Annotated in this window: 21 protein-coding genes; 12 read left to right on the forward strand and 9 right to left on the reverse strand. The window is 70.5% G+C overall.

The window, feature by feature from the left end:
• Positions 1 to 9: 9 nt before the first annotated feature.
• Complete coding sequence (locus tag ABEA24_RS10275; protein WP_345430450.1) at positions 10 to 687, reverse strand: DUF2218 domain-containing protein; 678 nt, start codon at positions 685 to 687, stop codon at positions 10 to 12.
• 172 nt (positions 688 to 859) lie between these two features.
• On the opposite strand from ABEA24_RS10275, the gene ABEA24_RS10280 reads away from it, so the two are divergent.
• The gene (locus ABEA24_RS10280; RefSeq protein WP_345430451.1) at positions 860 to 1,441 is read left to right on the forward strand and encodes a TetR/AcrR family transcriptional regulator; all 582 of its coding nucleotides are present in this window, start codon (positions 860 to 862) and stop codon (positions 1,439 to 1,441) included.
• Here ABEA24_RS10280 and ABEA24_RS10285 read toward each other — a convergent pair.
• Both ABEA24_RS10285 and ABEA24_RS10290 read right to left on the reverse strand, forming a co-directional pair.
• Complete coding sequence (locus ABEA24_RS10285; RefSeq protein ID WP_345430452.1) at positions 1,438 to 2,556, reverse strand: amidohydrolase family protein; 1,119 nt, start codon at positions 2,554 to 2,556, stop codon at positions 1,438 to 1,440. The two genes, ABEA24_RS10280 and ABEA24_RS10285, sit on opposite strands and share 4 nt — an antisense overlap.
• A 184-nt stretch (positions 2,557 to 2,740) precedes the next feature.
• Positions 2,741 to 4,879 (reverse strand): anthranilate synthase component I, encoded by a 2,139-nt coding sequence (locus ABEA24_RS10290; protein ID WP_345430453.1) that lies wholly within the window; start codon positions 4,877 to 4,879, stop codon positions 2,741 to 2,743.
• 359 nt (positions 4,880 to 5,238) lie between these two features.
• Between ABEA24_RS10290 and ABEA24_RS10295 the strand changes: the two genes are divergently transcribed.
• Positions 5,239 to 5,472: a DUF3311 domain-containing protein gene (locus tag ABEA24_RS10295; RefSeq protein ID WP_345430454.1), complete on the forward strand. Its 234-nt coding sequence runs from the start codon at positions 5,239 to 5,241 to the stop codon at positions 5,470 to 5,472.
• A 4-nt stretch (positions 5,473 to 5,476) separates the two neighbouring features.
• Entirely contained in the window at positions 5,477 to 7,096 is a 1,620-nt protein-coding gene (gene mctP / locus ABEA24_RS10300; RefSeq protein ID WP_345430455.1) for a monocarboxylate uptake permease MctP, read from the forward strand.
• A 67-nt stretch (positions 7,097 to 7,163) separates the two neighbouring features.
• On the opposite strand, the gene ABEA24_RS10305 is transcribed toward mctP, so the two are convergent.
• On the reverse strand, positions 7,164 to 7,523 hold the full coding sequence (locus ABEA24_RS10305; protein ID WP_345430456.1) for a MerR family transcriptional regulator: 360 nt from the start codon (positions 7,521 to 7,523) through the stop codon (positions 7,164 to 7,166).
• Between the two features lie 64 nt (positions 7,524 to 7,587).
• On the opposite strand from ABEA24_RS10305, the gene ABEA24_RS10310 reads away from it, so the two are divergent.
• Positions 7,588 to 7,917, forward strand: coding sequence for a putative quinol monooxygenase (locus tag ABEA24_RS10310; RefSeq protein ID WP_345430457.1), 330 nt, complete (start codon positions 7,588 to 7,590; stop codon positions 7,915 to 7,917).
• Positions 7,918 to 8,087: 170 nt separating this feature from the next.
• Here the strand turns inward: ABEA24_RS10310 and ABEA24_RS10315 are convergent, their stop codons facing one another.
• Complete coding sequence (locus ABEA24_RS10315; protein ID WP_345430458.1) at positions 8,088 to 8,810, reverse strand: TetR family transcriptional regulator; 723 nt, start codon at positions 8,808 to 8,810, stop codon at positions 8,088 to 8,090.
• A 248-nt stretch (positions 8,811 to 9,058) separates the two neighbouring features.
• Here ABEA24_RS10315 and ABEA24_RS10320 point away from each other — a divergent pair, with 248 nt between their 5' ends.
• From ABEA24_RS10320 to ABEA24_RS10340, 5 genes are all read left to right on the forward strand, one after another.
• Complete coding sequence (locus tag ABEA24_RS10320; RefSeq protein ID WP_345430459.1) at positions 9,059 to 11,872, forward strand: family 20 glycosylhydrolase; 2,814 nt, start codon at positions 9,059 to 9,061, stop codon at positions 11,870 to 11,872.
• A 216-nt stretch (positions 11,873 to 12,088) separates the two neighbouring features.
• Complete coding sequence (locus ABEA24_RS10325; RefSeq protein ID WP_345430460.1) at positions 12,089 to 13,069, forward strand: alpha/beta hydrolase; 981 nt, start codon at positions 12,089 to 12,091, stop codon at positions 13,067 to 13,069.
• Positions 13,070 to 13,213: 144 nt separating this feature from the next.
• On the forward strand, positions 13,214 to 14,068 hold the full coding sequence (locus ABEA24_RS10330) for an SGNH/GDSL hydrolase family protein (RefSeq protein ID WP_345430461.1): 855 nt from the start codon (positions 13,214 to 13,216) through the stop codon (positions 14,066 to 14,068).
• A gap of 187 nt (positions 14,069 to 14,255) precedes the next feature.
• Positions 14,256 to 15,056: a DUF4253 domain-containing protein gene (locus tag ABEA24_RS10335; protein ID WP_345430462.1), complete on the forward strand. Its 801-nt coding sequence runs from the start codon at positions 14,256 to 14,258 to the stop codon at positions 15,054 to 15,056.
• 69 nt (positions 15,057 to 15,125) lie between these two features.
• Positions 15,126 to 15,524: a PPOX class F420-dependent oxidoreductase gene (locus ABEA24_RS10340; protein WP_345430463.1), complete on the forward strand. Its 399-nt coding sequence runs from the start codon at positions 15,126 to 15,128 to the stop codon at positions 15,522 to 15,524.
• 101 nt (positions 15,525 to 15,625) lie between these two features.
• Here the strand turns inward: ABEA24_RS10340 and ABEA24_RS10345 are convergent, their stop codons facing one another.
• Positions 15,626 to 16,570, reverse strand: coding sequence for a ricin-type beta-trefoil lectin domain protein (locus ABEA24_RS10345; protein WP_345430464.1), 945 nt, complete (start codon positions 16,568 to 16,570; stop codon positions 15,626 to 15,628).
• Positions 16,571 to 16,823: 253 nt separating this feature from the next.
• On the opposite strand from ABEA24_RS10345, the gene ABEA24_RS10350 reads away from it, so the two are divergent.
• Positions 16,824 to 19,316: a discoidin domain-containing protein gene (locus ABEA24_RS10350; protein WP_345430465.1), complete on the forward strand. Its 2,493-nt coding sequence runs from the start codon at positions 16,824 to 16,826 to the stop codon at positions 19,314 to 19,316.
• 122 nt (positions 19,317 to 19,438) lie between these two features.
• On the opposite strand, the gene ABEA24_RS10355 is transcribed toward ABEA24_RS10350, so the two are convergent.
• Positions 19,439 to 19,711, reverse strand: coding sequence for a GntR family transcriptional regulator (locus ABEA24_RS10355; RefSeq protein ID WP_345430466.1), 273 nt, complete (start codon positions 19,709 to 19,711; stop codon positions 19,439 to 19,441).
• Positions 19,712 to 19,938: 227 nt separating this feature from the next.
• Here ABEA24_RS10355 and ABEA24_RS10360 point away from each other — a divergent pair, with 227 nt between their 5' ends.
• Together ABEA24_RS10360 and ABEA24_RS10365 are read left to right on the forward strand one after the other, a co-directional pair.
• On the forward strand, positions 19,939 to 20,127 hold the full coding sequence (locus tag ABEA24_RS10360) for a hypothetical protein (RefSeq protein WP_345430467.1): 189 nt from the start codon (positions 19,939 to 19,941) through the stop codon (positions 20,125 to 20,127).
• Positions 20,128 to 20,282: 155 nt separating this feature from the next.
• Positions 20,283 to 21,611 (forward strand): alginate lyase family protein, encoded by a 1,329-nt coding sequence (locus tag ABEA24_RS10365; protein WP_345430468.1) that lies wholly within the window; start codon positions 20,283 to 20,285, stop codon positions 21,609 to 21,611.
• 87 nt (positions 21,612 to 21,698) lie between these two features.
• Here the strand turns inward: ABEA24_RS10365 and ABEA24_RS10370 are convergent, their stop codons facing one another.
• Together ABEA24_RS10370 and ABEA24_RS10375 are read right to left on the reverse strand one after the other, a co-directional pair.
• Positions 21,699 to 22,310 carry a hypothetical protein gene (locus tag ABEA24_RS10370; protein ID WP_345430469.1) on the reverse strand — a complete coding sequence of 204 codons (612 nt, stop codon included), beginning with the start codon at positions 22,308 to 22,310 and terminating at the stop codon, positions 21,699 to 21,701.
• The gene (locus ABEA24_RS10375; protein ID WP_345430470.1) at positions 22,307 to 22,597 is read right to left on the reverse strand and encodes a hypothetical protein; all 291 of its coding nucleotides are present in this window, start codon (positions 22,595 to 22,597) and stop codon (positions 22,307 to 22,309) included. Before ABEA24_RS10375 ends, ABEA24_RS10370 begins: the two co-directional genes overlap by 4 nt.
• Between the last annotated feature and the right edge of the window lie 69 nt (positions 22,598 to 22,666).

Raw genomic sequence — 22,666 nt, forward strand, 5'->3', positions numbered from 1 at the left:
GGAGATGGCCTAGTGCGGCCGGTGGCTTCGTGTCCGGGCGCGGAGGTGCGTGCCCAGGTGGGGGATGTGCCTGCTGCGGAGGACGCGGCGGCCAAGCGTGAGCAGGACGAGCTTCCCGGCGACCATGGCCAGGACGATGTCGATGGTCAGACCGGCCCACCGCGATTTGCCCATGATCGCCGCGCCCAGTCCGAGATGAACGGCGACGGCCACCACGATGACCAGGGTGAGCAGGATCGTGTTGCGGTAGCGGCGGCGAGCCGCGGTGGCTGCCTCGGTCGACGCCTCTGCGGTGCTGTCCACGGTTGCCGGGTCCCCGATCGAGGTCCTGGGTGGCGGCCAGGTCACGCTTATCCGGCTCCGCCGGCCGAACCGTTCCAGGTCTCTGGTGACGATGGCCTGGATCTGGTGCAGGGCCTCTTCATCGGCGGCGTCCACGCGCAGGGTGAGGGTGTCGTCGGTGGCGTCCAGGGTCGCCTGGCCCCAGGGGTCGATGGTGATGACGCCATGGGTGTCGGAGTATTCGGCGTGGACGCGCAGGTCGCCGCGGGCCAGCGCGGCGGTGGCGGCGTGGGGGCACGGCCGGTGGCCGCCGCCGGTCTTTCCCATGGCTTCCGCATGTCGGCACAGCTGCACCAGGTAGCGGCTCGGCCGGTCGATGTGGAGGGCGGTTTCCGAGGTCAGCATGCCAAGTCCTTTGTCGAAGGTCGGGGAGTCCGGGGCACGGTGAGCAGCCAGGCCGGCGCTGGTACCGCATCGCCGTCGACGTCCCGGAGCCGCCGCCGGACGCGTTTTACAATACAGTATGTCGCGATCAATACAACTGTCTCGCGTGACGCCAAAGCGTATGATCAGTGACATGCCGAGACTCTGGAGCCAGACCATCGCCACACACCGCGATGCGGTCCGCGAGGCCGTCTTGGACGCCACCGCGGCTCTGGTCGCCGAGCATGGACTGACCGGCGTGACGATGTCCCAGATCGCCAAGGACGTCGGCATCGGGCGCGCGACGCTGTACAAGTACTTCCCGGACGTCGAAGCCATCCTGCGCGCCTGGCACGAACGCCAGATCGACGAACACCTGACGCAACTGCTCCAGATTCGCGACCAGACCGAATCCGCCGCGCGGCGGCTGGAGGCCGTGCTCGCGGCCTACGCGGAAGCGACGTCGCACCACGGACGTCATGACGGTGACCTCGCCGGCATGCTGCACAGCGGTGAGCACGTCGCGGCAGCCCATAAGCGCCTGCGCGAATTCGTCCAGGAACTGGTCGTCGATGCGGCGGCGGCCGGAGCCGTACGCCAGGATGTCCCCGCCGACGAACTGACCCTCTACTGCCTGCACGCCTTGGCCGCAGCCATGGACCTGCACGACCCGGCGGCGCTTGGCCGCCTCATTCAGACCATCCTGACCGGCCTACGACCAAGCGACCTTGCCTAATCGAGAAAGTACAGGCGGCGGGCGTTGTCGGCGCTGATGAGGCGGGCGATTCGGGCCGCGTCGGCCACCGACCACTCCCCCGCGCGCTCGGTGAGCACGGCGGCCAGGCCCTGCCGGTGGTAGTGCGCGCCGAGGTGACACAGCTCCGCGAGGCCGTAGCAGTCGGTGCTGAACAGGATCTTGTGGAACGGTGCCAGCTCCAGGACCTCGGCGATCACCCGCGCCGACGACGCGGCGGTGTGGGTGACCGTCAGCCCGACGTCGACGTACACGTGCGGGAACACCGCGGCCAGATAGGCGGCCTCCCGGACGTACGGATAGCAGTGCAGGAGGACGATCGGCGCGGGCACCGCCCGGATGAAGTCGGTCAGCAGTGCCGGGTTCGCCCGGTGCAGTGACAGGTCCGGGTCGCCGAACCCGGTGTGGACCTGCAGCGGCAGCCCGTAGTCGCCCGCGATCTCGGCGGCGGTCCACAGGGCGTGCCGCAGCAGCACCGGGTCGGTGAGCCGCCCCGGCCCGGCGAGCCAGCGTGTGGCCGCCGCCGTCACCTCGCGGGAGCTCGGCGGGCGCGGGTCGAAGTCCAGGCCGATCCGGTAGGCGACGACCGTCTTCAGCCCGACGGCCCGGTCCGCGCGCCATGCGAGCTCGTCGGCGAACTCGGCGGCGTAGGCCGTCGCCGGCGGCCCACGGCCGGCCACCGTCTCCGCCACCGACTCGATCCGGACGATCTCATGTGACCAGGCGCCGCCGAGATGGCCCATCTCCTCCGGCGTCAGCAGCGCCTCGTCGGTCAGGCCGGTGTCGACGCAGAAGTCGGCGATGCGGGCGGCACGGAGCAACCGCCGGTTCGCCTCTTCGGCCCCCAGCTCCGCCCGCCGGTCGAGGTAGGCGCCGGGGGTTGCGTACGGTTCGAGGCCGAGGACGGGCGCGCACCAGCACCGGATCGCCAGGCCGACGGGGGTGTCGAAGTACGTGGTGCCGGCCGGCGACGGGCCGCCTTCGGTCATGAGCCCCTCGAAGGCGGCGCGGGTGAGGTCGTCGCGGCGCACGCCATGGCAGTGGTGGTCAACGAGCGGCATCGCCAGGGCCTCATTGAGCGCGTCGCCTGCCGTCACGCCTGAACAATGCCCCGGCACGGGTTCGGCCATGCCGGGGAGTGTTCATGGCCCGCGCGTCGAGCTCCGCCGCCCGGCGCGCACCTCACCCGCCGGACTTCACGGCCCGGCGCGCGCACCTCACCCGCCGGGCTTCGCGGCCGGGTGCGTACCTCACCCGGCCGCTTCGCACGCCGTGGCGTCGTCAGCGCGGGGTCTTGCGGCAGAGGCGCAGCAGGTTGGTGATGATCCGGTGCCCGGTCTCGCCGTTCGCGGTCAGGATGGACTCGGGGTGGAACTGCACCGCCCACCGGCGGCGGGCCGGGTCCTCGATGGCCATGACGACGTCGTCGAGCATCGCGGTGGCCGTGAAGTCGCCGCGGACCTGGTCGGCCTTGGCGTGCAGCGAGTGGTAGCGGGCCGCGGTGAACTCGGCGGGCAGTCCGGCGAACAGCTCACCGCCGGTGACCGCCACGCGGCCCGGCTTGCCGTGCGACGGCTCGGGCAGCAGGGCGAGCTCCCCGCCCGCGTGCTCCACCATGGCCTGCAGGCCGAGGCAGACGCCGAAGGACGGGATGTTCCGGGCGTAGACGGCGTCGAGCAGCCCGGCGGTGTCGAAGTCCGACGGCCGTCCGGGGCCCGGGGACAGCACGACCAGGTCGGGCCGGATCTCGTCGAGCATCTTGTCGGGGAATCCGAACCGCAGCGTCGTCACGTCCGCGCCCTGCTGCCGGAAGTAGTCGGCGAGGGTGTTGACGAAGGAGTCCTGGTGGTCGACGAGCAGGACGGTCAGCCCCTCGCCGGCGCGCTCGCGCCCGGCGCGGGCTGCGGCCTCGTCCTCCCCCGTCGGGGACAGCGCCTCGAGCAGCGCCCTCGCTTTCAGATAGGTCTCGCGCTCCTCGGCATCGGGGTCGGAGTCGTACAGCAGGGTCGCCCCGGCCCGTACGGCGGCGACGCCGTCGCGGATCTGGGCGGTGCGCAGGGTCAGGCCGGTGTTCATCGAGCCGTCGAAGCCGATGCAGCCGACGGCGCCGCCGTACCAGCGGCGCGGCGTCTCCTCGTGATCCTCGATGAACTGCATCGCCCAGGTCTTCGGCGCGCCGGTCACGGTGACCGCCCACATGTGGGTGAGGAACGCGTCGAGCGCGTCGTAGCCCGAGCGCAGCCGGCCCTCGATGTGGTCAACGGTGTGGATCAGCCGGGAGTACATCTCGATCTGCCGCCGGCCGATCACCTTGACGCTGCCGGGGACGCAGACCCGCGACTTGTCGTTGCGGTCGACGTCGGTGCACATGGTGAGCTCGGACTCGTCCTTGGCCGAGTTGAGCAGCTCGCGGATGTTGTCGGCGTCCTCGAGCGGGTCGCCGCCGCGCCGAATCGTCCCGGAGATCGGGCAGGTCTCGACCCGGTCGCCGGTGACGCGCACGAACATCTCCGGGGACGCGCCGACGAGGTACTCCCCCTCGCCGAGGTTGAAGAAGAACTCGTACGGGGCCGGGTTCGTGACCCGTAGTCGTTCGAAGAACGCCGCCGGGGAGTCGCACGGCCCGTACATGACGTGGCCCGGCACGACCTCGAACAGGTCGCCGCGGATGAACTTCTCCTTGGCCTCGCGGACGACGTCGGCGTAGGCGCCGGGCGTCGGCTGCGGGGGCAGCTCCCGGACCCGCGGCGCCGGGGTCGGCTCGGTGGCCCGCGGCAGGCCGCGCGTGCTGACACCGCCGATCTCGAAGTCGTACGACATGCGGGCCGAGGTCTCGCGCTTGCGGTCCACCACGATCATCTCGTCGGCGAGGTGGAGGACGAGGTCGCGCTGGTCGGCCGGGCGGTCGATGTTGAGCCGGATCGGCTCGAACTGGAAGGCCAGGTCGTAGCCGAAGGCGCCGTACAGGCCGAGGTGCGGGTCGTCGCCGCGGAACAGGTCGGTGACGGCGCGCAGGGCGGTGAAGACGGTGGGCCGGCGGCTGCGTTCCTCCTCGGTGAAGACCTCGTCGGTGGAGGGGACGAAGACCTCGATGCCGTCGGGGATGTCCGCCGGGTCGCCGGTGGCGGCGACCGCCTCGGAGACGGCGGGCAGGAGGACGCGCCCGCGGTCGTTCAGCGCGCGGACGGCGAGCCGGCGGCCCCGGGCGACGATCTCCAGGCACGGGTCGACGTACGCCATGTGCCACCGGCTGTACCGGCCGGGGTACTCCATGCCCGAGCTCAGCACGCCGCCCCGGCGCTCGCCCACGGCCTGGACGAGCGCGTCGAGCGCGTCGCTCTTGCGGTCGGAGTCCACCGGCGTGTCGGTACGTGTGACGTGTATGCCGCCGGCCGTCACATATTCGGTCGTCGTCTCCACGATCGGCCCCTCGGTATCGGGCCTTCTCCCGGCGGAGATGGTGATGCGACCGCCGGACGAAGGCGGTCGCTGCGGTGTCAGAGAATGCGTAACCCGCGCCGCCTAGCGGCGCCACCACCACTGGGTCATCCGGGTTCGCATAGGTCGAAGGCTACCCGGTCGCGACGGGCTGCGCCACCGTATGCCACGCGATGTCGCACCCGCCTTGACCAGGACGGCAGCCGGAGGCCGAAGCCGTATACCGCTGAGACCCAACCGAGACCCGGCGCTGGTGAAATTTGTGTTAAGAAATCCCATTAACGCTGTCCGGAATGTCCTCCGGGCAGCGTTCCCGCGTGTTTCATCAACGAGGAGGACCGTTGGCCGAGACCAACCCCAGGCCGCGCCGCGGCGACCGCAGCCCCTGGAACTGGCTGCTCGTCCTTCCGGTCGTCGTGCCGCTACTGACCTTCCTGTTCAACAAGAACGGGCCACGGCTGGCCGGATTCCCCTTCTTCTACTGGGCCCAGTTCGCGTTCATCATCCTCGGCGTCGGCTGCACTACCGTCGTGTACCTGATGACGCGCGGCGGCTCCGGCTCGAAGGAGGGCTGACCCGATGACCGGTCGGCACCTCACCGAGATCATCGTCTTCGGGGTCCTGTTCCTCCTCGTCAGCGTGCTGGGCTTCGTGGCCGCCCGCTGGCGCCGCCCGGACACCATGCACTCCCTCGACGAGTGGGGTCTGGGCGGCCGCAGCTTCGGCTCGTGGATCACCTGGTTCCTCATCGGCGGCGACCTCTACACCGCGTACACCTTCGTCGCGGTGCCCGCGCTCGTCTTCGGTGCGGGCGCGGCGGGCTTCTACGCCGTCCCGTACACGATCGTCGTCTACCCGCTGGTCTTCCTCGTGCTGATCCGCCTGTGGTCGGTGTCGCACGTGCACGGCTTCGTCACGCCCGCCGACTTCGTCCGGGCACGGTTCGGGTCGCCGCTGCTCGCGCTCCTGATCGCCATCACCGGCATCGTCGCGACCATGCCGTACATCGCGCTGCAGCTCGTCGGCATCGAGGCGACGCTCAAGGCGATGGGCGTGACCGGCCACCTGCCGATCATCATCGCGTTCGCGATCCTGGCGGCCTACACCTACCAGTCGGGCCTGCGGGCCCCGGCGCTGATCGCGTTCATCAAGGACGCGCTGATCTACCTCGTGATCATCGTCGCGGTGCTGTACATCCCGCACAAGCTGGGCGGCTGGAGCCACATCTTCGGCGCGGCGCAGGCGAAGTTCGACAAGACGCCCGCGCCCGCCGACGGCACCCTGCTCAACGCGAACAACCAGCTCAACTACGCGATGCTCGCGCTCGGCTCGGCGCTGGCGCTGTTCCTCTACCCGCACAGCGTCACCGGCGTGCTGGCGAGCAAGAACCGCAACGTCATCAAGCGGAACATGGCCGCGCTGCCGGCCTACAGCTTCGTGCTCGGCCTCATCGCGCTGCTCGGCTTCATGGCCATCGCGGCCGGCATCAAGCCGATCACCGCCAAGGGCAAGGTGGACGGCAACACGGTCGTCCCGCTGCTGTTCGACCACGCGTTCCCGAGCTGGTTCGCCGGCGTCGCGTACGCCGCGATCGGCATCGGCGCACTCGTGCCGGCCGCGATCATGTCGATCGCCGCCGCGAACCTGTTCACCCGCAACATCTACCGGGAGTACTTCCGCCGGGACGCGAGCGAGGCCGAGGAGGCGAAGGTCAGCAAGCTCGTCTCGCTGGTCGTCAAGGTCGGCGCGGTCGCGTGCATCCTGCTGCTCGACCCGCAGTTCTCCATCGACCTGCAGCTGATCGGCGGCGTCATCATCCTGCAGACGCTCCCGGCGGTCGGGCTCGGCCTCATCACCCGGTGGTTCCACCGCGGCGGGCTGATGGCGGGCTGGGCCGCGGGCCTGGCGGCCGGCCTGTGGATGCTGTACCGCATCCCCAACCCGGCCACGAAGAAGGTGCACTTCGGCGGCTCGGCGTACCCGCTGAGCGACCTCGGGTTCGACACCAAGATCACGGTGTACGTGGGCATGCTCGCCCTCCTCGTGAACCTCGTCATCGCCGTCGTCGCGACGCTCGTCCTCAAGGCGGTCAAGGCCGCCGACGGCGTCGACGCCACCCGCTCGGACGACTACTACGCCGACGCGGGCGACCCCAAGATCGTCGACGGTACCCGCGAGATCGAGGCGGAGCTCGCCTGACGGTTCTCCGGTGAGACCGACGGCGGCCGTTCCCAGGAGGGGACGGCCGCCGTCGGCGTGCTCCGGCTCAGGCGGTGGCGATGGCTCGGGTGGAGGCCTCGAGGATGCCGCCGAGAGCCGTACGGGCCTGGGTGAGGTCGGTGATACGGGAGTCCAGTTCGGCCAACTGGGTTCTCAGGTGGTCGAGCACGCAGGCCTGGAGCTCGGCGCCGTCGCCGGCGAAGCAGGGCATGAGCTCACGGATGACCCTGGTGGGGAGCCCGGCGGCGAGCAGGGCGCGGATACGGGCGACGGTGGCGGGGGCCTCGGGACCGTAATGACGGTGGCCGCCCTCGCTGCGGTGAGAGGTGAGCAGCCCCTGAGTCTCGTAATAGCGCAGGAGACGCACGGCCACGCCCGTCTCGCGAGACAGCTCCCCGATCTTCATGTGACCCACCCCACAGGAATGCCGCTTGAATCTGACACTGATGTCACATCCTACGGTCGATCACATGACGACGACATCGACGGCACAAGCGCCCGTTTCGCTCTACGGATTCCTCACCCCCAAGCCCGGACACTCTGACGAGCTCAGGAAGCTCCTGATCGACCTGGTCGAGCCGTCCCGGGGACACGAGGGCAGCCTCGAGTACCACCTTCACGAGCAGGAGGACGGCCGGTTCTTCCTCTATGAGGTCTGGCGTTCACAGGAGGACCTCGACCGGCACAACGCGACCCCGCTGCTGCGCGCCTTCATGGCCGAACTGCCCGAGCACCTGGAAGGGACGCCCGAGGCCTACTTCGGCGCGATGAGGAGTCCCTACCCGGCCTCCGTGGCCTGAGGGAACGCAGAGGCCAAGGTCAGCGCAGCGGCACGGCGAACTCGTTCTCGTGCCCGGCCTTCCCGCCGGCCGGGTTCGGGATCAGGACGGAATGCCCGGCAAGGCCACTGTGCGGCTTCCCCGATGGTCGAGGTCAACAGCACCGAGCGCCGTGAGGCGGACGCGGACGCTCAGCGGGGGGTGATGTCGGGGAGGCCGTCGAGGAGGAGGTCGACGATGCTGTCGGTGACGGTCGCGCGGGGGACGTCGGGGTGGTCGAGCCACCATTCCCCCGCGGCCTGGACCATGCCGACGGTGGCGTGGCTCCAGATGTGGACGCGGACCGGGTCGGGCAGGAGGCCCTCCCGGAGGATGATCTCGGCGATCTCGCCGCCGAGGCCGCGGATGACCGTGCCCATCGCGCTGTGCGTGGCGGTGTCCTCGGCGCTGGCCCGGTGCACGAGGAAGCGGTAGACGTGCCGGTTGGCGGCGATGGCGGCAAGGTAGGTGTCGATGGCCGCGCGGGATCGGGTGCGGATGTCGCCGGGCCGTAGGAAGGCGGCGCGCACGGCGTCCATCAGCGCCCGCGTGTGCCGCTCGGCGAGGGCCTGATAGAGGCCGGACTTGTCGCCGAAGTGGCGGTAGAGGATTGGCTTGCTGATGCCCGCTTCGGAGGCGATGGCGGCCATCGAGGCCTCCGGTCCCTCGCGGAGGATGATGCGGTCGGCGGCCTCCAGCAGGGCCCGGCGGCGGCGCGGGTCGCGGCCCGCCCGCGTGCTCGACGCACCGGCGGCCGGGGCGGGCGCGCTCGATGCACCGGCGGTCCGGGCGGGCGCGCTCGTCCGTGCGGCGGCCGTGGGTGGGTGGTCGTCGCCGCGCGGAGCGGTCTCCTCGTCTCGTGCGCCCTTGATCACATCTCCGAGACTAGTCGGCCCTGGCTGACCCGCTTCGTCAGAGGCTCTGACGCGAAGCTTCATGGCCGAACGAGGTCAGCGGACTCACTGCCTTTGGAGAAATAAACAGGTTAGCTTCCTATTCATGTCTCGGCCCTGGCCGCGCGACGGTCCCTGACCATGTCCTCGCCCCGCTGCGTCCTCCGCACGTTCCCACCATCGCCGACGATGGCCCCTACCGAACTCCCAGGAGAGCGGCACATCCCATCATGAGCACCCCGATCAGATCGGCAGCGCTCCGCCTGCTGGCGGCTACGGCGCTGACCTCATCCTTCGTCTTCACCACGGCACCCGCGCACGCGGTGACCGGTTCCTGTCATCCCCGTGGGCGGGACCTGTCGGTCACCTTCCAGCCGGTCGACCACACCGTCACCGACGCGCAGTACTTCCTGGCGCGGCTCACACTGGCCAACCGGGGCGGCCGGTGTGCCCTCGGGACGGACTGGGCGCTGTACTTCAACTCCGTGCGCCAGCCGGAAGCCGTCCTGCCGGGCGCGGCGGGCGACACCGCGCGCGCCCAGTTGGCCGGCCAGGGGCTGTCCGTGGCGCGGGCGGACACCGCGCAGAGCGGAGACCTGTACGTCCTGAAACCCACGAGCGGGTTCAAGCCCCTCGGGCCGGGCGAGCGCCGCGCGATCGACATCAACATCGAGCTCTGGGCGGTCCAGAAGACCGACGCGCCCGCGGGCTGGAGCATCGCGTTCGACGGCGGGCCCGCGCAGTGGGTGCCCGCCAAGGTCCTGCTCGATCCGGCGGATCCAAAGCAGACCAAGGCGTTCTCCGGCGACAACCGCCCGGTGCAGACGGCGGCGACGCGGTTCGGCGACAACACCGCGCAGCGGGCGAACCTCACCCTCCGGCAGCGGCTCCTCCCCCAGCCTCTGTCGGCCACCGCCGGCCAGGGCACGGTGGCGCTCGACGGAGGAACGGAGATCCGCAACCCGGCCGCGCTGTCCGGCGAGGCGGGCTACCTGCGTTCGGCACTCGGCGATGTGCTCAAGGGCGGCGGCAAGGGCGGGACCGTCGTACGGCTGTCGGTCGACCCGAAGCTGGACGTCGACCACGACGGCAAGGCGGACGCCGAAGGCTACACGCTGCGCTCGACCGCCGGCGGCGTCGACATCGTCGGCGCGGACCCGGCGGGCGTGCTGTACGGCGTGCAGACGCTGCGCCAGCTCATCCCCGCGTCGGCGTACGAGGCGGCCGCCCGCGGCGCCAAGCCGTCGAAGGTGGACGTGCCGCAGGCGACGATCGCGGACGCTCCGCTGTTCGGCTACCGGGGCCTCGGCATCGATGTGGCACGCCACTTCGAGACCAAGCAGACGATCGAGAAGTTCCTCGATCTGATGTCGTACCTGAAGTTGAACCGGCTGCACTTCCACCTCAGCGACGACGAGGGCTGGCGGCTGCAGATCCCCGGGCTGCCCGAGCTGACCGGCTTCGGGGCGCACCGGGGCCTGGACACCGCCCAGAAGAACCAGCTGCACCAGGGCATGGGCTCAGGCAACGACCTCGGCGGCGGCGACGGCGTGACCGGCAAGGCCCGCAGCGAGACGGAGGCCAACTTGGGGCGCAAGCCCGCGTACCAGGGGTTCGAGCAGGACACGCTGAACTTCGTCGGGAAGGGCAGCGGCTACTACACGACCGCGGACTTCACCGAGATCCTGAAGTACGCCACCCGGCGGCACGTCCAGGTCGTCCCGGAGTTCGACTTCCCGGCGCACGCGCGGGCCGCGGTGCAGTCGATGGAACACCGCTACCAGTCGACCGGGGACGCGACGTACCGGCTGCTGGACCCGAAGGACACGTCCCAGCACAAGAGCGTCCAGGGCTACACCGACAACCTGGTCAACCCGTGCCTGCCGAGCACGTACGCGTTCCTCTCCAAGGTCGTGACCACGGTGAAGGGCCTGTACGCCAGGGCAGGGGCCACGCTCGGCACCTTCAACCTGGGCGGTGACGAGCCACCGGGCCCGAACCGCTGGCAGGGGTCACCGGCGTGCAAGAGCAACCCGGAGACCGCCGGCAAGGACGACGCCGCGCTGATGAACTACTTCTTCACGAAGTGGAACCAGATCGCGCTGACGGCCGCGCCGACGACCGCCGGATGGGAGGACGTCGTCCGCGACGACCCGCGGACGCTGAAACTCGACCACTTCATCGCGCTGCCGTGGCAGAACGTCTGGGGTTGGGGCCGTGAGGCCTGGGCGTACCACTTCGCCAACAACGGGCAGCCGGTGGTCCTGGCGCACGCGACCAACCTCTACCTGGACATGCCCTACAACAAGGACCCGGACGAGCCCGGCTACTACTGGGCCAACTACGTCGACGAGAAGAACACCTTCACGTACCAGCCGTACGACGTGTACGCGAGCGCGACCGAGGACCGGTGGGGCAACCCGATCAAGCCGGACCCGAGCTGGGAGAAGCTCACGCCCGAGGGCCGCAAGAACATCCTCGGGATCGAGGCCCAGCTGTGGGCCGAGAACGGCAAGTCGCAGGAGATCCGGGAGTACCAGGCGTTCCCGAAGCTCCTCGGCGTCGCCGAGCGCGCCTGGAACCGCGACACGCCGAACACCGCCCAGATGCCGGCGGCGTGGAACGTGTTCGAGAACACGCTCGGACAGGTGACCTTCCCGCTGCTGTCCTTCTACAAGCCCGTCGAGCTGCCGGGTGTCGGGGTGAACTACCGCATCCCGCTGCCGGGCGGGCAGGTGCAGGGCGGAACGCTGACCGCCAACGTCCGTAACCCGGGCCTGGCGATCGAGTACTCCGCCGACGGCGTCTCCTGGAAGCGGTACGACGGCCCGGTGAAGACCGGACCGACCGTGCTGCTGCGCACCCGCGCCGCCGACGGGCGGACCGGCCGGATCTCGCCGGTCGGCCTGCCGGTCTGGAACGCGGGCACCGCCTACCCGGCGGGCGCCCTGGTGGACCACCAGGGCGAGATCTACCGGGCGACCCGCGCCAACACGTCGGCCGCCCCGGACACGTCCCCCACCTCCTGGACGCTCGTCCAATAAGATCGGTCGGGCGGCCGGGCGAACAAAAGTCCCCGGCCGCCCGTCTCACATCCCGGCGGCACTACCACGGGATTCGTCGCGGTCGACGTGGCCTATGCTGTGGCCCGGTGCCGCGTGGGGGCTCTCCCAGAGACCGGTCGGCGGGGTTGAAACCCGGCTTCGCCGGGATCCGGTCCCCGCTCCACCGAACGCGCTTCTCCCTGGAGGGTCCCCCGTATGATCACACCTCGACTGCCTCGTACCCGCGGTCTGAGCAGGTGCCTGGCGGCCGTCGCGGTGGTGATCGCGGTCTGGGTGACGACCCTGGGCGCGGGCCGCGTCAACGTGTACGCGAAGCCGGACGCGCTGCCCGCCCTGTCGGTGTCCACCCTCGCCGCCCGCTATAAGGCGAACCGCCGCGCGATGGGCGAGGCGATGAAGACGGCCCGCCGGATCCAGGACTTCGCGATGGCCCGGTCGCTGAGCCGCCTGCTCACGCCGGGACGGCAGTTCCTCTCCTTCGACGCGCGCGGCACCGGCCGTACCGTCGAGGTCCTCGGCGACCTGGCCCACGCCCGCCGGGTGGCGATCCTGGTGCCGGGCGCCGACACGACGCTGACGACGTTCGACGTGCGCGGGCACCGGCCGTATGACACGCCCGGCGGCGGGGCGCGGGCCCTGTTCGACCAGGCGCGGCGTATCGAGCGGGATCCGAACCTGGCCGTCGTCGCCTGGCTGGACTACAGCCCGCCCAAGATCACGAGCGCCGGGGTCATGACCGACTTCCGGGCGGACACCGGGGCGGCGCGGCTACGCCGTTTCGTCGCCGAGCTGCACCGCCTGAACCCCTTGGCCCGTACGACCCTGCTCTGCCACAGCTACGGCTCCGTGGTGTGCGGGGAGGCCGTCCGGGGCCTGCCCGTGAGCGACGTGGCGGCCTTCGGCAGCCCCGGGATGTCGGCCTCCAGCGCGGCCGGGCTCGGGACGCGGGCGCGTGTCTGGGCGGCGCGCGGCGCGAACGACTGGATCGGTCTGGTCCCGCACGTGCGGATGTTCGGCCTGGGGTTCGGCACCGACCCGGTGTCGTCGGGCTTCGGCGCGCGGGTGTTCGCGGCCGGAACGGCGAGCCACAGCGACTACCTGCGGCCCGGCTCCGTGTCGCTGCGCAACCTCGCACTGATAGTGCTGGGCCGCACCGCGCAGGTAACCCCCGCCTGAGGCAATAAGCAACAAATCTGACATTCGTTTCGTCAGCTGTCAACGACTGAATCGGTCATGAAATTGGCCGATTTCGGCTCCTCCTCAAATCGGGGTTTCGGTGCTTGAGTAAGTCGAGCCTCCGTCCCCCAATCAGGAGAGTCGATGAAACTCCCCCGCCTCGTCGTCTCCGCAGCATGCGCGGCGACCGTCTCGGCCGCCATGGTCGGCACCGCGACCTCCGCCTCGGCCGCCACGGTCAACTACGTCGCCCTGGGCGACTCCTACTCGTCGGGCACCGGCACCGGCTCCTATGACCTGGACAGCACCTGCCAGCGCAGCAGCCGGGCCTACCCCGCCAAGTGGGCCGCCGCTCACTCGCCCTCCTCGTTCAAGTTCGCCGCCTGCTCCGGCGCGAAGACCACCGACGTGCTGAACAACCAGCTCGGGTCGCTCAGCTCGAGCACCTCGCTGGTGAGCATCACGATCGGCGGCAACGACGCCGGCTTCAGCAGCGTCATGCAGACCTGCGTGCTGGGCTCGGACTCGGACTGCACGACCGCGGTCAACAACGCCAAGAACTACGCCGACACCCAGCTCCCGGGCCGGCTGAGCACGCTGTTCTCCGCCATTGAATCCAAGGCGCCGAACGCGCACGTCGTCGTGCTCGACTATCCGCACCTGTACATCACCAACGACTCCTTCTGCGTCGGGATGAGCCACACCAAGCACGCCGCACTCAACTCCGGCGCCGACGAGATCGACACCGTGATCAGCAAGGGCGCGGCCAACGCCGGGTTCACCTTCGCCGACGTACGCAGCAAGTTCGCCGGGCACGAGCTGTGCTCGGGCGACGGCTGGCTCAACTCGGTCACCATCCCGATCGGCAACTCCTACCACCCGACGGCGACCGGCCACGCGAGCGGATACCTGCCGGTGTTCACCGCCACGGCACCGGCCCTCACGGCCGCCAAGGCGGCGAAGGCGGCGAAGGCGGCGAAGGCGTCCAAGAAGAGCTGACGTCCGCCGAGGTCGGCCGAGGGGCACATCCCCGGCCACCTCACCCGACGGCTCCGCCCGGTCGATTCCCCTGTCCGACCGGACGGAGCCGTCGGACACTGAGGTGCCGGGCCGCCCGCGCGCCGAACGCCCGGCCGCACTACGATCTCCGCAGCGCCGGGACCCGCTCGGCGTCGGAGCGACTGCGATGGACTATCACGAACGGCTGCCGCCAGAAGTGGCTGAACTCTTCCCCGACGGCGGCGCCGGACGAACACTGTCCGTGACGCTCCCGTACGGATACGTAGTATGGCCGGACCCGGGATACCCCCAGCACCAGCCGGCCAAGCAGCCGGCGTTCTGGATCAGCGACGATCCGGTGCCGTGCGCGCTGTGGTCACGGCTCCGTGCCGAGCACCACGCGTCCGGCCTGTGGCCGGTCATGCTGGAGGACACCACCCAGCCATGGTCGATGGGTCAGATCGCGCCCGAACCGGTCGATGAGATCGACAATTACAACGCCGACGCGTTCATGGCCGAGGTCTGGGCCGGATGGGAGGAGCCGGCCGCGGACGTCACCCCCTTCGGCCGTTACTCCCCCGGTCCGGCTCCGCCCGGCGAGTTGCAGGAGGACCCGGACGTCCTCGCCGGCCGGTGCGCGGAGGTGCTCGGCGAGCGCTCTCTCGGCCTCGTGCCCGTCGCACGCGGCGCCGACACGCTGGCCGTCATGGGCTGGCAGGGCGCCCGCCACCACAACCTCTGGACCGCCCCCTTGTCCGCGGTGGTGCGCAGCTGGGAGGACCGGTTCGGAGCGCGGCTCATCGGGGTCGGCTTCAACACGCTCGAGCTGAGCGTCGCCGCGCCGCCGACGACCTTCCGGCACGCGCTGCACGTCGCGGCGGAGCACTGGACGTTCTGCCCGGAGATCATCCTGCAGGGCCCGGGCACCCTGGAGGGGCACGCGGAGCAGATCTGCGGCAGCAATATATGGTCCTTTTGGTGGGAGTGATCCGGGCGTCCGAAAGTCCCCGGACCGCGCCCTTCGTCATGCCGTAGGACGACAGACTGGAGACAGGACATGTCCGGACTGAGTGACGACGCCAAGGAACTGCTCCGCAAGCCGTACTTCGCCTGGGCGACGACGGTCCGCCCGGATGGCTCTCTGCACAGCACCGTCGTCTGGGCCGACGTGGACGGGGACGACGTCATCTTCAACACCGCGATCGGCCGGGCGAAGGAGCGGCACCTCCGCCAGAACCCCCGGGTCTCGATCAGCGTCCTCGACCCGAACGACGCCTTCCACGCCGTCAGCGTCTCCGGCGAGGCACGACTGGAGGAGGAGGGCGCCGACGCGGTCATCGACGGCCTCGCCAAGAAGTACCTCGGCGTCGACACCTACCCGTACCGCCAGTCCGGCGAGCAGCGCATCACGGTGCGCATACCGGCCGAGAAGGTCATCTACTCCCCCGGCGGGTGATCTCGATCCCTCGTGAGCACGAGGGATCTCCTGAACCAGACCGTGCCCGGGGTCCCGGGGCGGCGATCGCCTTCCGCCCCGGGACGGCCGAGTCGATCAGCTCACCGTCGCGTCGTCGCCGGCGTCGTCGTCGCCGATGGGGTGAACGTCCACTGGCTCGCCGAGCCCGAGCAGCTGCCCGCGACCACGGTGCCGCCCGACGCGCGGAAGCACTTCTCTCCGGTCTGGATATCCGAGATCGTGCCGTTCGGATTGATCGACCACTGTTGCGACGGTCCGCCGGTACACGTCTTGAGCGCGATCTTTCCGCTGGAGTTGGCCGCGCACAGATCGTTGATCACCAGGAACGCGCCGTGGAACGTGAACCGCTGGTCGGTAGCGCCGTTGCAGGCCGCGGTCTTGAGCACGGTCCCCGAGGTCGAACTGTTGCCCGGGTCGTCGATGCACTGGCCCGATGAGCCGTTCTTGTACTGGCCGACCGTCGTATGGGGCTGAGCGCCGCCGTAGCACTCCCCGGTGCCGCTGTTGAACAGCGGAGTCGAATCGTACGGCTCGTTGGACGGCGGGTCGACGACGACGGGCTCCATGGTCGGGGTGTTGTCGGCGTTGTAGTGCGTCAGCGCGTCCTCGCAGTCGATCGCGCGCATCGCGTTGCCGCCCTTGCCTCCCAGCCACAGGTCGATGTGGCGCAGTCCCGGCCCGCCGTTGGGACCGTGGCCGCTCCAGTCCTCACCGCATTCCTCGCAGCTGTCCTCCATGATGAAGTACTTGCGCACGCGCGGGACCCACACGACCGTGCCCGCGGGCAGCTCCGACTTGGACGTGGCGAACGTGATCGGGTCCGAATAGGTGCCCTTGCCACCCGCGGTGTCATGGATCTGCGGGTACGAGATGTCGCCGCCCGGCGGTGTGTTGTCCCACCAGCCGTAGAACGTCAGGAACGTCTGCTGCGTCTTCGAGGCCGCGGACGCCTGCGAGGCGCCCTGCAGCCCGAGGAACGCCAGACAGGCGACGATCAGAGCCGCGCCGTACGCGCGCCAACCCATGGTGCCTCCCTCAGCGGCGAGTCGTCACAGGCTTGAGCCCTGCGCCCAGCGCTCCCGCCGCACCCGAGCCCGGCGCACGAAATTAGTTAGGAAGTCTTCCTTACTATTTCTGGGAGGACCGTACTCCCGGTCAAAAGGCCCGTCAACGGGTTCGCCGGAGTTCGGTGAGTTGCCACTACTGGACAGACACGTTGACGCAATGGTCAGTCCGTGAAAATCCGTGGTGCGGGAGCGACGTCCGCGAGGAGACGACATGCGCGCGCACCGCCGATGGATTCCCGCACTTCTCGGAGCCTGGCTTGTCGTCGCGGCCGTGTGGGCGGGCCCGCCGGCCGGCGCGAGGCGTACGGCGGCGCCGCAGCAGATCGTCGTCGACGCGGCGTCCGGCGGGCGGACGTTCGACGGGATCGGCGCGCTCAGCGCCGGGGCGTCCTCCCGGCTGCTCGTCGACTATCCCGAGCCGCAGCGCCGCCAGGTCCTCGACTACCTGTTCAAGCCGGGCTACGGAGCGGCCCTGCAGATCCTCAAGGTCGAGATCGGCGGGGACACCAACTCCACCGACGGGGCCGAGCCCAGCCACATGCGCACCCCGTCCGACCTGAACTGCGACCGCGGGTACGAGTGGTGGCTCATGGAACAGGCCAAGGCACGCAACCCGCGGATCAAGCTGTCCGCGCTGCAGTGGGGCGCGCCGGGCTGGACCGGAAGCGGAGACGCCCGGCCCACGGTCTGGACGGACCGCGACATCGACTACCTGCTGGCCTGGCTCGGCTGCGCCGGCCGCCACCACCTGCGCATCGACTACCTCGGCGGATGGAACGAGGCGTGGTTCGACACGGCCTGGTACGGGCGGCTGCACGCGGCGCTGCGCGACCACGGGTACGGCGACGTCAAGGTCGTCGCGGACGACAGCTTCAACTGGGACGTCATCAAGCCGCTCACCGAGGACCCGGCGTTCCGGTCCGCGGTCGACGTCGTCGGCCAGCACTACGTCTGCGGATACCTCAGCGACTACCTGCGCTGCCCCAGCCCGCAGGCGGCCCGGGGCCTCGGCATTCCGCTGCACGCGAGCGAACAGGGCTCACTGCCGTACGACTCCGGCGCCGCGCCGCTCGCGCGCGCCCTCAACCGGCCGTACATCGACGGGGCGATGACCTCGACGATCAACTGGTCGCTGATCGCCTCCTGGTACGACACGATGCCCTTCCAGGCGGCCGGGCTCATGGGCGCGAACGAACCGTGGTCCGGAGCGTACGTCGCCGGGGCGAGCGTCTGGGCGATCGCGCACACGACGCAGTTCACCCGGCCGGGCTGGCGGTACGTCGACTCCGCCTCGGGGTATCTCGACGGCGGCGGCAGCCACGTCGCCCTGCGGTCCCCCGACTCCCGCGACTACAGCGCCGTCATCGAGACGATCGACGCGACCGCCCCACAGGACGTCGAGGTCACCGTCACGGGCGGGCTGCCGGCCGGACCGCTGCGCGTCTGGACGTCGGACCTGTCGTCGGCCGACCCCGGGCGCTGGTTCACCAACGCCGGGACCGTACGGCCCGGCGACACGCTGACCCTGGAGCCCGGCCACGTGTACACGCTCACGACGACGACCGGACAGGGCAGGGGCCGCGCCGTCTCCCCACCGCCCGCGCCGCTGCGGCTGCCCTACCGCGACGGGTTCGGCTCGTACGCGGACGGGGCGACCCCGCGGTACCTGTCCGACCTGGACGGCGCGTTCGAGGCGGCGCCGTGCTCAGGACGGCCGGGCCGCTGCCTGCGCCAGGCGATCGGCGACCGGCCGGTGTGGTGGAACGGCTGGCTGAAACGGCCCGTGACGCTCGTCGGGGACCTCAAGTCCTGGCGCGACTACACCGCCGCCGTCGACGTACGGCTCGACGAGGACGGCTGGACCGAACTTCTCGGACGCGTCGACGGCCAGTGGGGCGACGCCGTGTCAGGGGTCCACCTGCGGCTGTCGAGCGACGGGCAGTGGCAGCTGTACGACGAGAACCTCCAAGGGCAGGACTCCGGCCTGTGCGTGCCCAGCAATCCGTCCTGCGCCGGGATCGCGGCGCCCCGGCCGCAGCCGGTGCAGCGCCGGACCCTCGCGTTGGGCCGGGTGAGCCGTACGGCCGCCGCATGGCACCGGCTCGGGCTCCGGTTCGCGGGCGACCACATCACCGCCCTCCTCGACGGGACGTCGATCGCCGAGGTCGGCAGTACGGTGCACGCCTCGGGACAGGTGGGTCTCGGGGTGTCGCCGTGGCGGCACGCGGAGTTCGACGACCTCGCGGTGACGCCCGTCCGGCAGGCGGGGAGCGTGCGCTACCTGCCCGCCCAGTCGCTCACCGCGACCGGCACGAGCTTCCATCACGGCTACGAGCCGCGCAAGGCCGTGGACGGCAGCGCGCAGTCGATGTGGCACAACGAATGGTCGCCGCGCACGTCGCTGCCCCAGTCGATCACCGTCGACACCGGCCGGGCGCGCCCGATCGCGAAGGTGACCTATCAGCCGCGCGAGGACGGCAACGGCAACGGTGTGATCACCCGGTACGACCTCGCGACGAGCGTCGACGGCGTCACGTTCACTCCGGCGGCGAGCGGTTCGTGGCCGCTGGACACGACGCGCAAGGAGATCGACCTGTCCGGCGTCACGGCGCGCTTCGTCCGGCTCACCGCGCTGACGGCCGGCGGCGGCTACGCGTCCGCCGCCGAGATCCAGATCGCGGTCCACACCGATCGGCCGTCGTGATCCAGACCTCGGTCCGCACTGATCGGCCGTCGTGACCCACGTCGGGCCGGGGGCGTGATCCTGGGCGTCGTGTCCGCCGGATCGGCCTCAGGGCCCGGATGCGGTCCGCATGCCGGTAGCGATCAGGCGGTGTCGCCGTCGCCCTTCTTCGGCGCGCGGATGTAGGTGCCCTTCGCCGGAAGGGTGATGACCAGCTGCCGTTCGCGAAGGTCGCGGATGGCGCGCCGTGCGGTGCCGAGTGCCACGCTGTACTCCACCGCGAGGTCGCGCTCCCCCGGCAGCCGCGTGGCGGGCCGCAGCTCGCCCCGTTCGATGCGGCCGGCGATATGGTCCGCGACCTGCTTGTAGCGGTATTCCGGGTCAGATCCGTCGAAAACCGGCTTCTCGTCGCTCACGTGGCTCACGTTAGAGCACTGCCCAGCTGCACAAATCCACAGGTAGCGGCATGCCGCTATACACCGCGTCATGTATCTGCTACGTTACTCACGGTGAGGACGGGCGCTCCCTCCCCTGGCCGCTTTCGGTGGGTTCGCCGGCCGTGGGGGGCGAGCGCCGGGATGGGGCGGCGGCAAGCGGGGAGTCGACGGTGACGCCGCCGCCCCAGGGGACGACGGGGGGTTCCATGAGCCATATCGACGGCGAGCGCGCCCGCCGGATCCAGGCGGCACTGGACGACTTCCGCGCGACGCTCGCGAGTGTCCCGGTGGTCGGGGTCGCGCACTGGACCGAGGTGGAGCAGCTCACCGAGCTGATCCGGCGCAACCCGCAGGCCGCTCGCCGGGTTCTCGACGATCTCGAGGACGACCCGTGAAGCGGGCGATACATCCGATGGGTCGGCCACGGCGCGGCCGTGGCGATGGAGGTTGAGGCGAGGATCAGAGGAATACATCCGATGAATCCTTGACCGCACGGCAGGCCGGGAGTAAATCTCGTGTGCGGACATTCCCCTCGCCTCCGGGAGACCCCATGCGACGACGCCTCTGGACGCGCCGGCTGATCGCTCTCAGCGCCACCGCCGGATTGACGCTCGCGGCAGCGCCCGTCGCGTCGGCGTCCCCGCCGGGCACCGGCGCGATCACGGGACACGGAGGCGTCGGTCGCGTGCCCCGCACCGTCGTGCTGGACGGCGCACGGCTCGTGCGGATCCGGCAGCGGCTCGCCACCCGGCCCGACCGGCGGCTTCGTACGGCCCTCGGCGAGCTCACGCGCGCCGCCGACGCCGAGCTGCGGACCGGCCCCTGGTCGGTGATGGACAAGGCGACCACGGTCAGCGCCGACAAGCACGACTACTACAGCCTGGCCACCTACTGGTGGCCCAGCCAGCCGAAGACGCCGGACAACCCGTACGGCTGCCCGTTCGTGCAGAAAGACGGCCACTGGGCGCCGGACGTCGCCACGACCGGCGACCTGCCCACGCTGCACGCGTCGTGGACCGCGATCTCCGACCTGTCCCTCGCGTGGTTCTACACCCGGCGGCCGGCGTACGCCCGGCGCGCCGCGCTCGACATCCGCAGGTGGTTCCTCGATCCGGCGACCCGGATGAACCCGAACATGAACTACGCCCAGGCCATCCCGTGCGGCGACAACCCGCAGGGCCGTAACTACGGCATCATCGAGTCCGCGCAGGCGATCACGCAGGTGATCGACGCGCTCGCCCTCCTGGACTCCGGAGCGCCCGGCTGGACCGCCCGCGACCGCGTGGGCATCCGCGACTGGCTCGGACAGTTCCTGGACTGGATGCTGACCAGCCCGTTCGGTCAGGCGGAGAGCGCCACGAAGAACAACCACGGCACCTTCAAGGATCTGCAGGACGCCGCGATCGCGCTCTACCTCGGGCGCACCGATCTCGCGAAGCAGCTGATCGTCGGCGCGGAGGCGAAGCGGATCGACCCGCAGATCGCCGCGGACGGCAGCCAGCCGGGCGAGCTGAGCCGCACCCGGCCCTGGCACTACGCGAACTTCAACGCGCAGGCGTTCTGCCGCCTGGCCGACGCGGGCCGGCACGTCGGGGTCGACCTGTGGTCCTACACCACGCCGAGCGGCGGGAGCATCGCGAAGGCGATCGACTTCCTCATCCCGGCCGCGGAGAACGGCGCCGGCGCTTGGCCCTACCCGGATCTCGACGTGTTCGATCGGAGTCTGGCGCTGGACAAGCTGCACGCCGCCGCGACGGAGGCGAACGACGGCCCGGCGCGGGCCGCGCTCGCCCGGGTGCCCGCCCCTGCGGGCGGCGATCTGTGGCCCGTCGAGCCCACCTGCTGGCAGGACCTGTCGCAGCCGCCGCTGCAGAAGTGAGCGGCGGCCCTCACCTCGGTGAGGCCCGTTCCGGTCTCCGCATCGGCGGGAGCGGCGCTGCCCTTCTCTTGGGCGGCGGAAGGGTCGCTACGGTCGCGGCTCGGCGCCCTCGGCGGGTTCGTCGAGGCGACGCTTGTAGTAGGCCCAGGGCGAGTCGAAGTCGGAGGGGACGATGAGCTCCCACCCTTGCTCCTCCATGTGGCGCCGGCGACGACGCGACGGCCACCACAACCGCCGGTGCTCCCACTTGTGGGGCGAGGCCTCGACGAGGTGGAAGAGGTAGCCGTAGTCGACGGCATGCCAACCGCGGAGGCCCTCCCTGGCCAACGCCTCCATCTCGTTGAAGGCGTGCAGCGGCTTGAGCACTCTCCGGGTGGGGCCGTCGCTCGCGACGGCGCCGTCGCGAGCGACGGCCGAGGCGCCGAAACGCTGCTGGGCGGCCTGCCGGCTGATGCCCAGCAGCCGTCCGAGGGCCTCCCAGCTGTGCCCGGCGGTGCGGGCTCCGGTGATCGACTGGCGCAGCAGCCGGCCGGCCTCCTCGGCGGCGACGCTGGACGCGGCGACCATCAGCAGGTGGGCGTCCGGGTCGTCGTCGAGCCCCTCGCGTCCCTGCTCGCACACGGTCAGCACGGCTTCGGCCACGGCCTCCCTGATGGCACCGGCCTGGTCGTCGGTGAGACGGCTCCGGGTCACGCTCACTGCCGCTCCCCCTCGTCACCGGCGGTCGGAGGGAGCGGCTCCAGCTCGTCCAGGCGGGCGGCGTCGGCGGCGGACACGCCCCCATCGCGCACGGTCCCATCGCGCAAGGCGGAGGCCGCCGTCGTCACCAGCGCGACGAAGGCCCCGAATCCGACGACGACGAACAGGACCCACAGCACCAGGCTGTCGTAAGCGGCCTGCGCCACGAGCAGCATGCCCGCCAGCGGCAGCAGGACGGCGACGGGCAGGAGTCCGGGGGACGAGCCGCGAGAGGCGTGACGAGTCATAACGTCAAGGATGGGTTGACATCGCCTTCATGTCAAGGATTCGTTGACACGCCCAAGAGGTCGGGGCCG

It is taken from the genome of Actinoallomurus vinaceus (assembly GCF_039542055.1).
GTDB lineage: Bacteria > Actinomycetota > Actinomycetes > Streptosporangiales > Streptosporangiaceae > Actinoallomurus > Actinoallomurus vinaceus.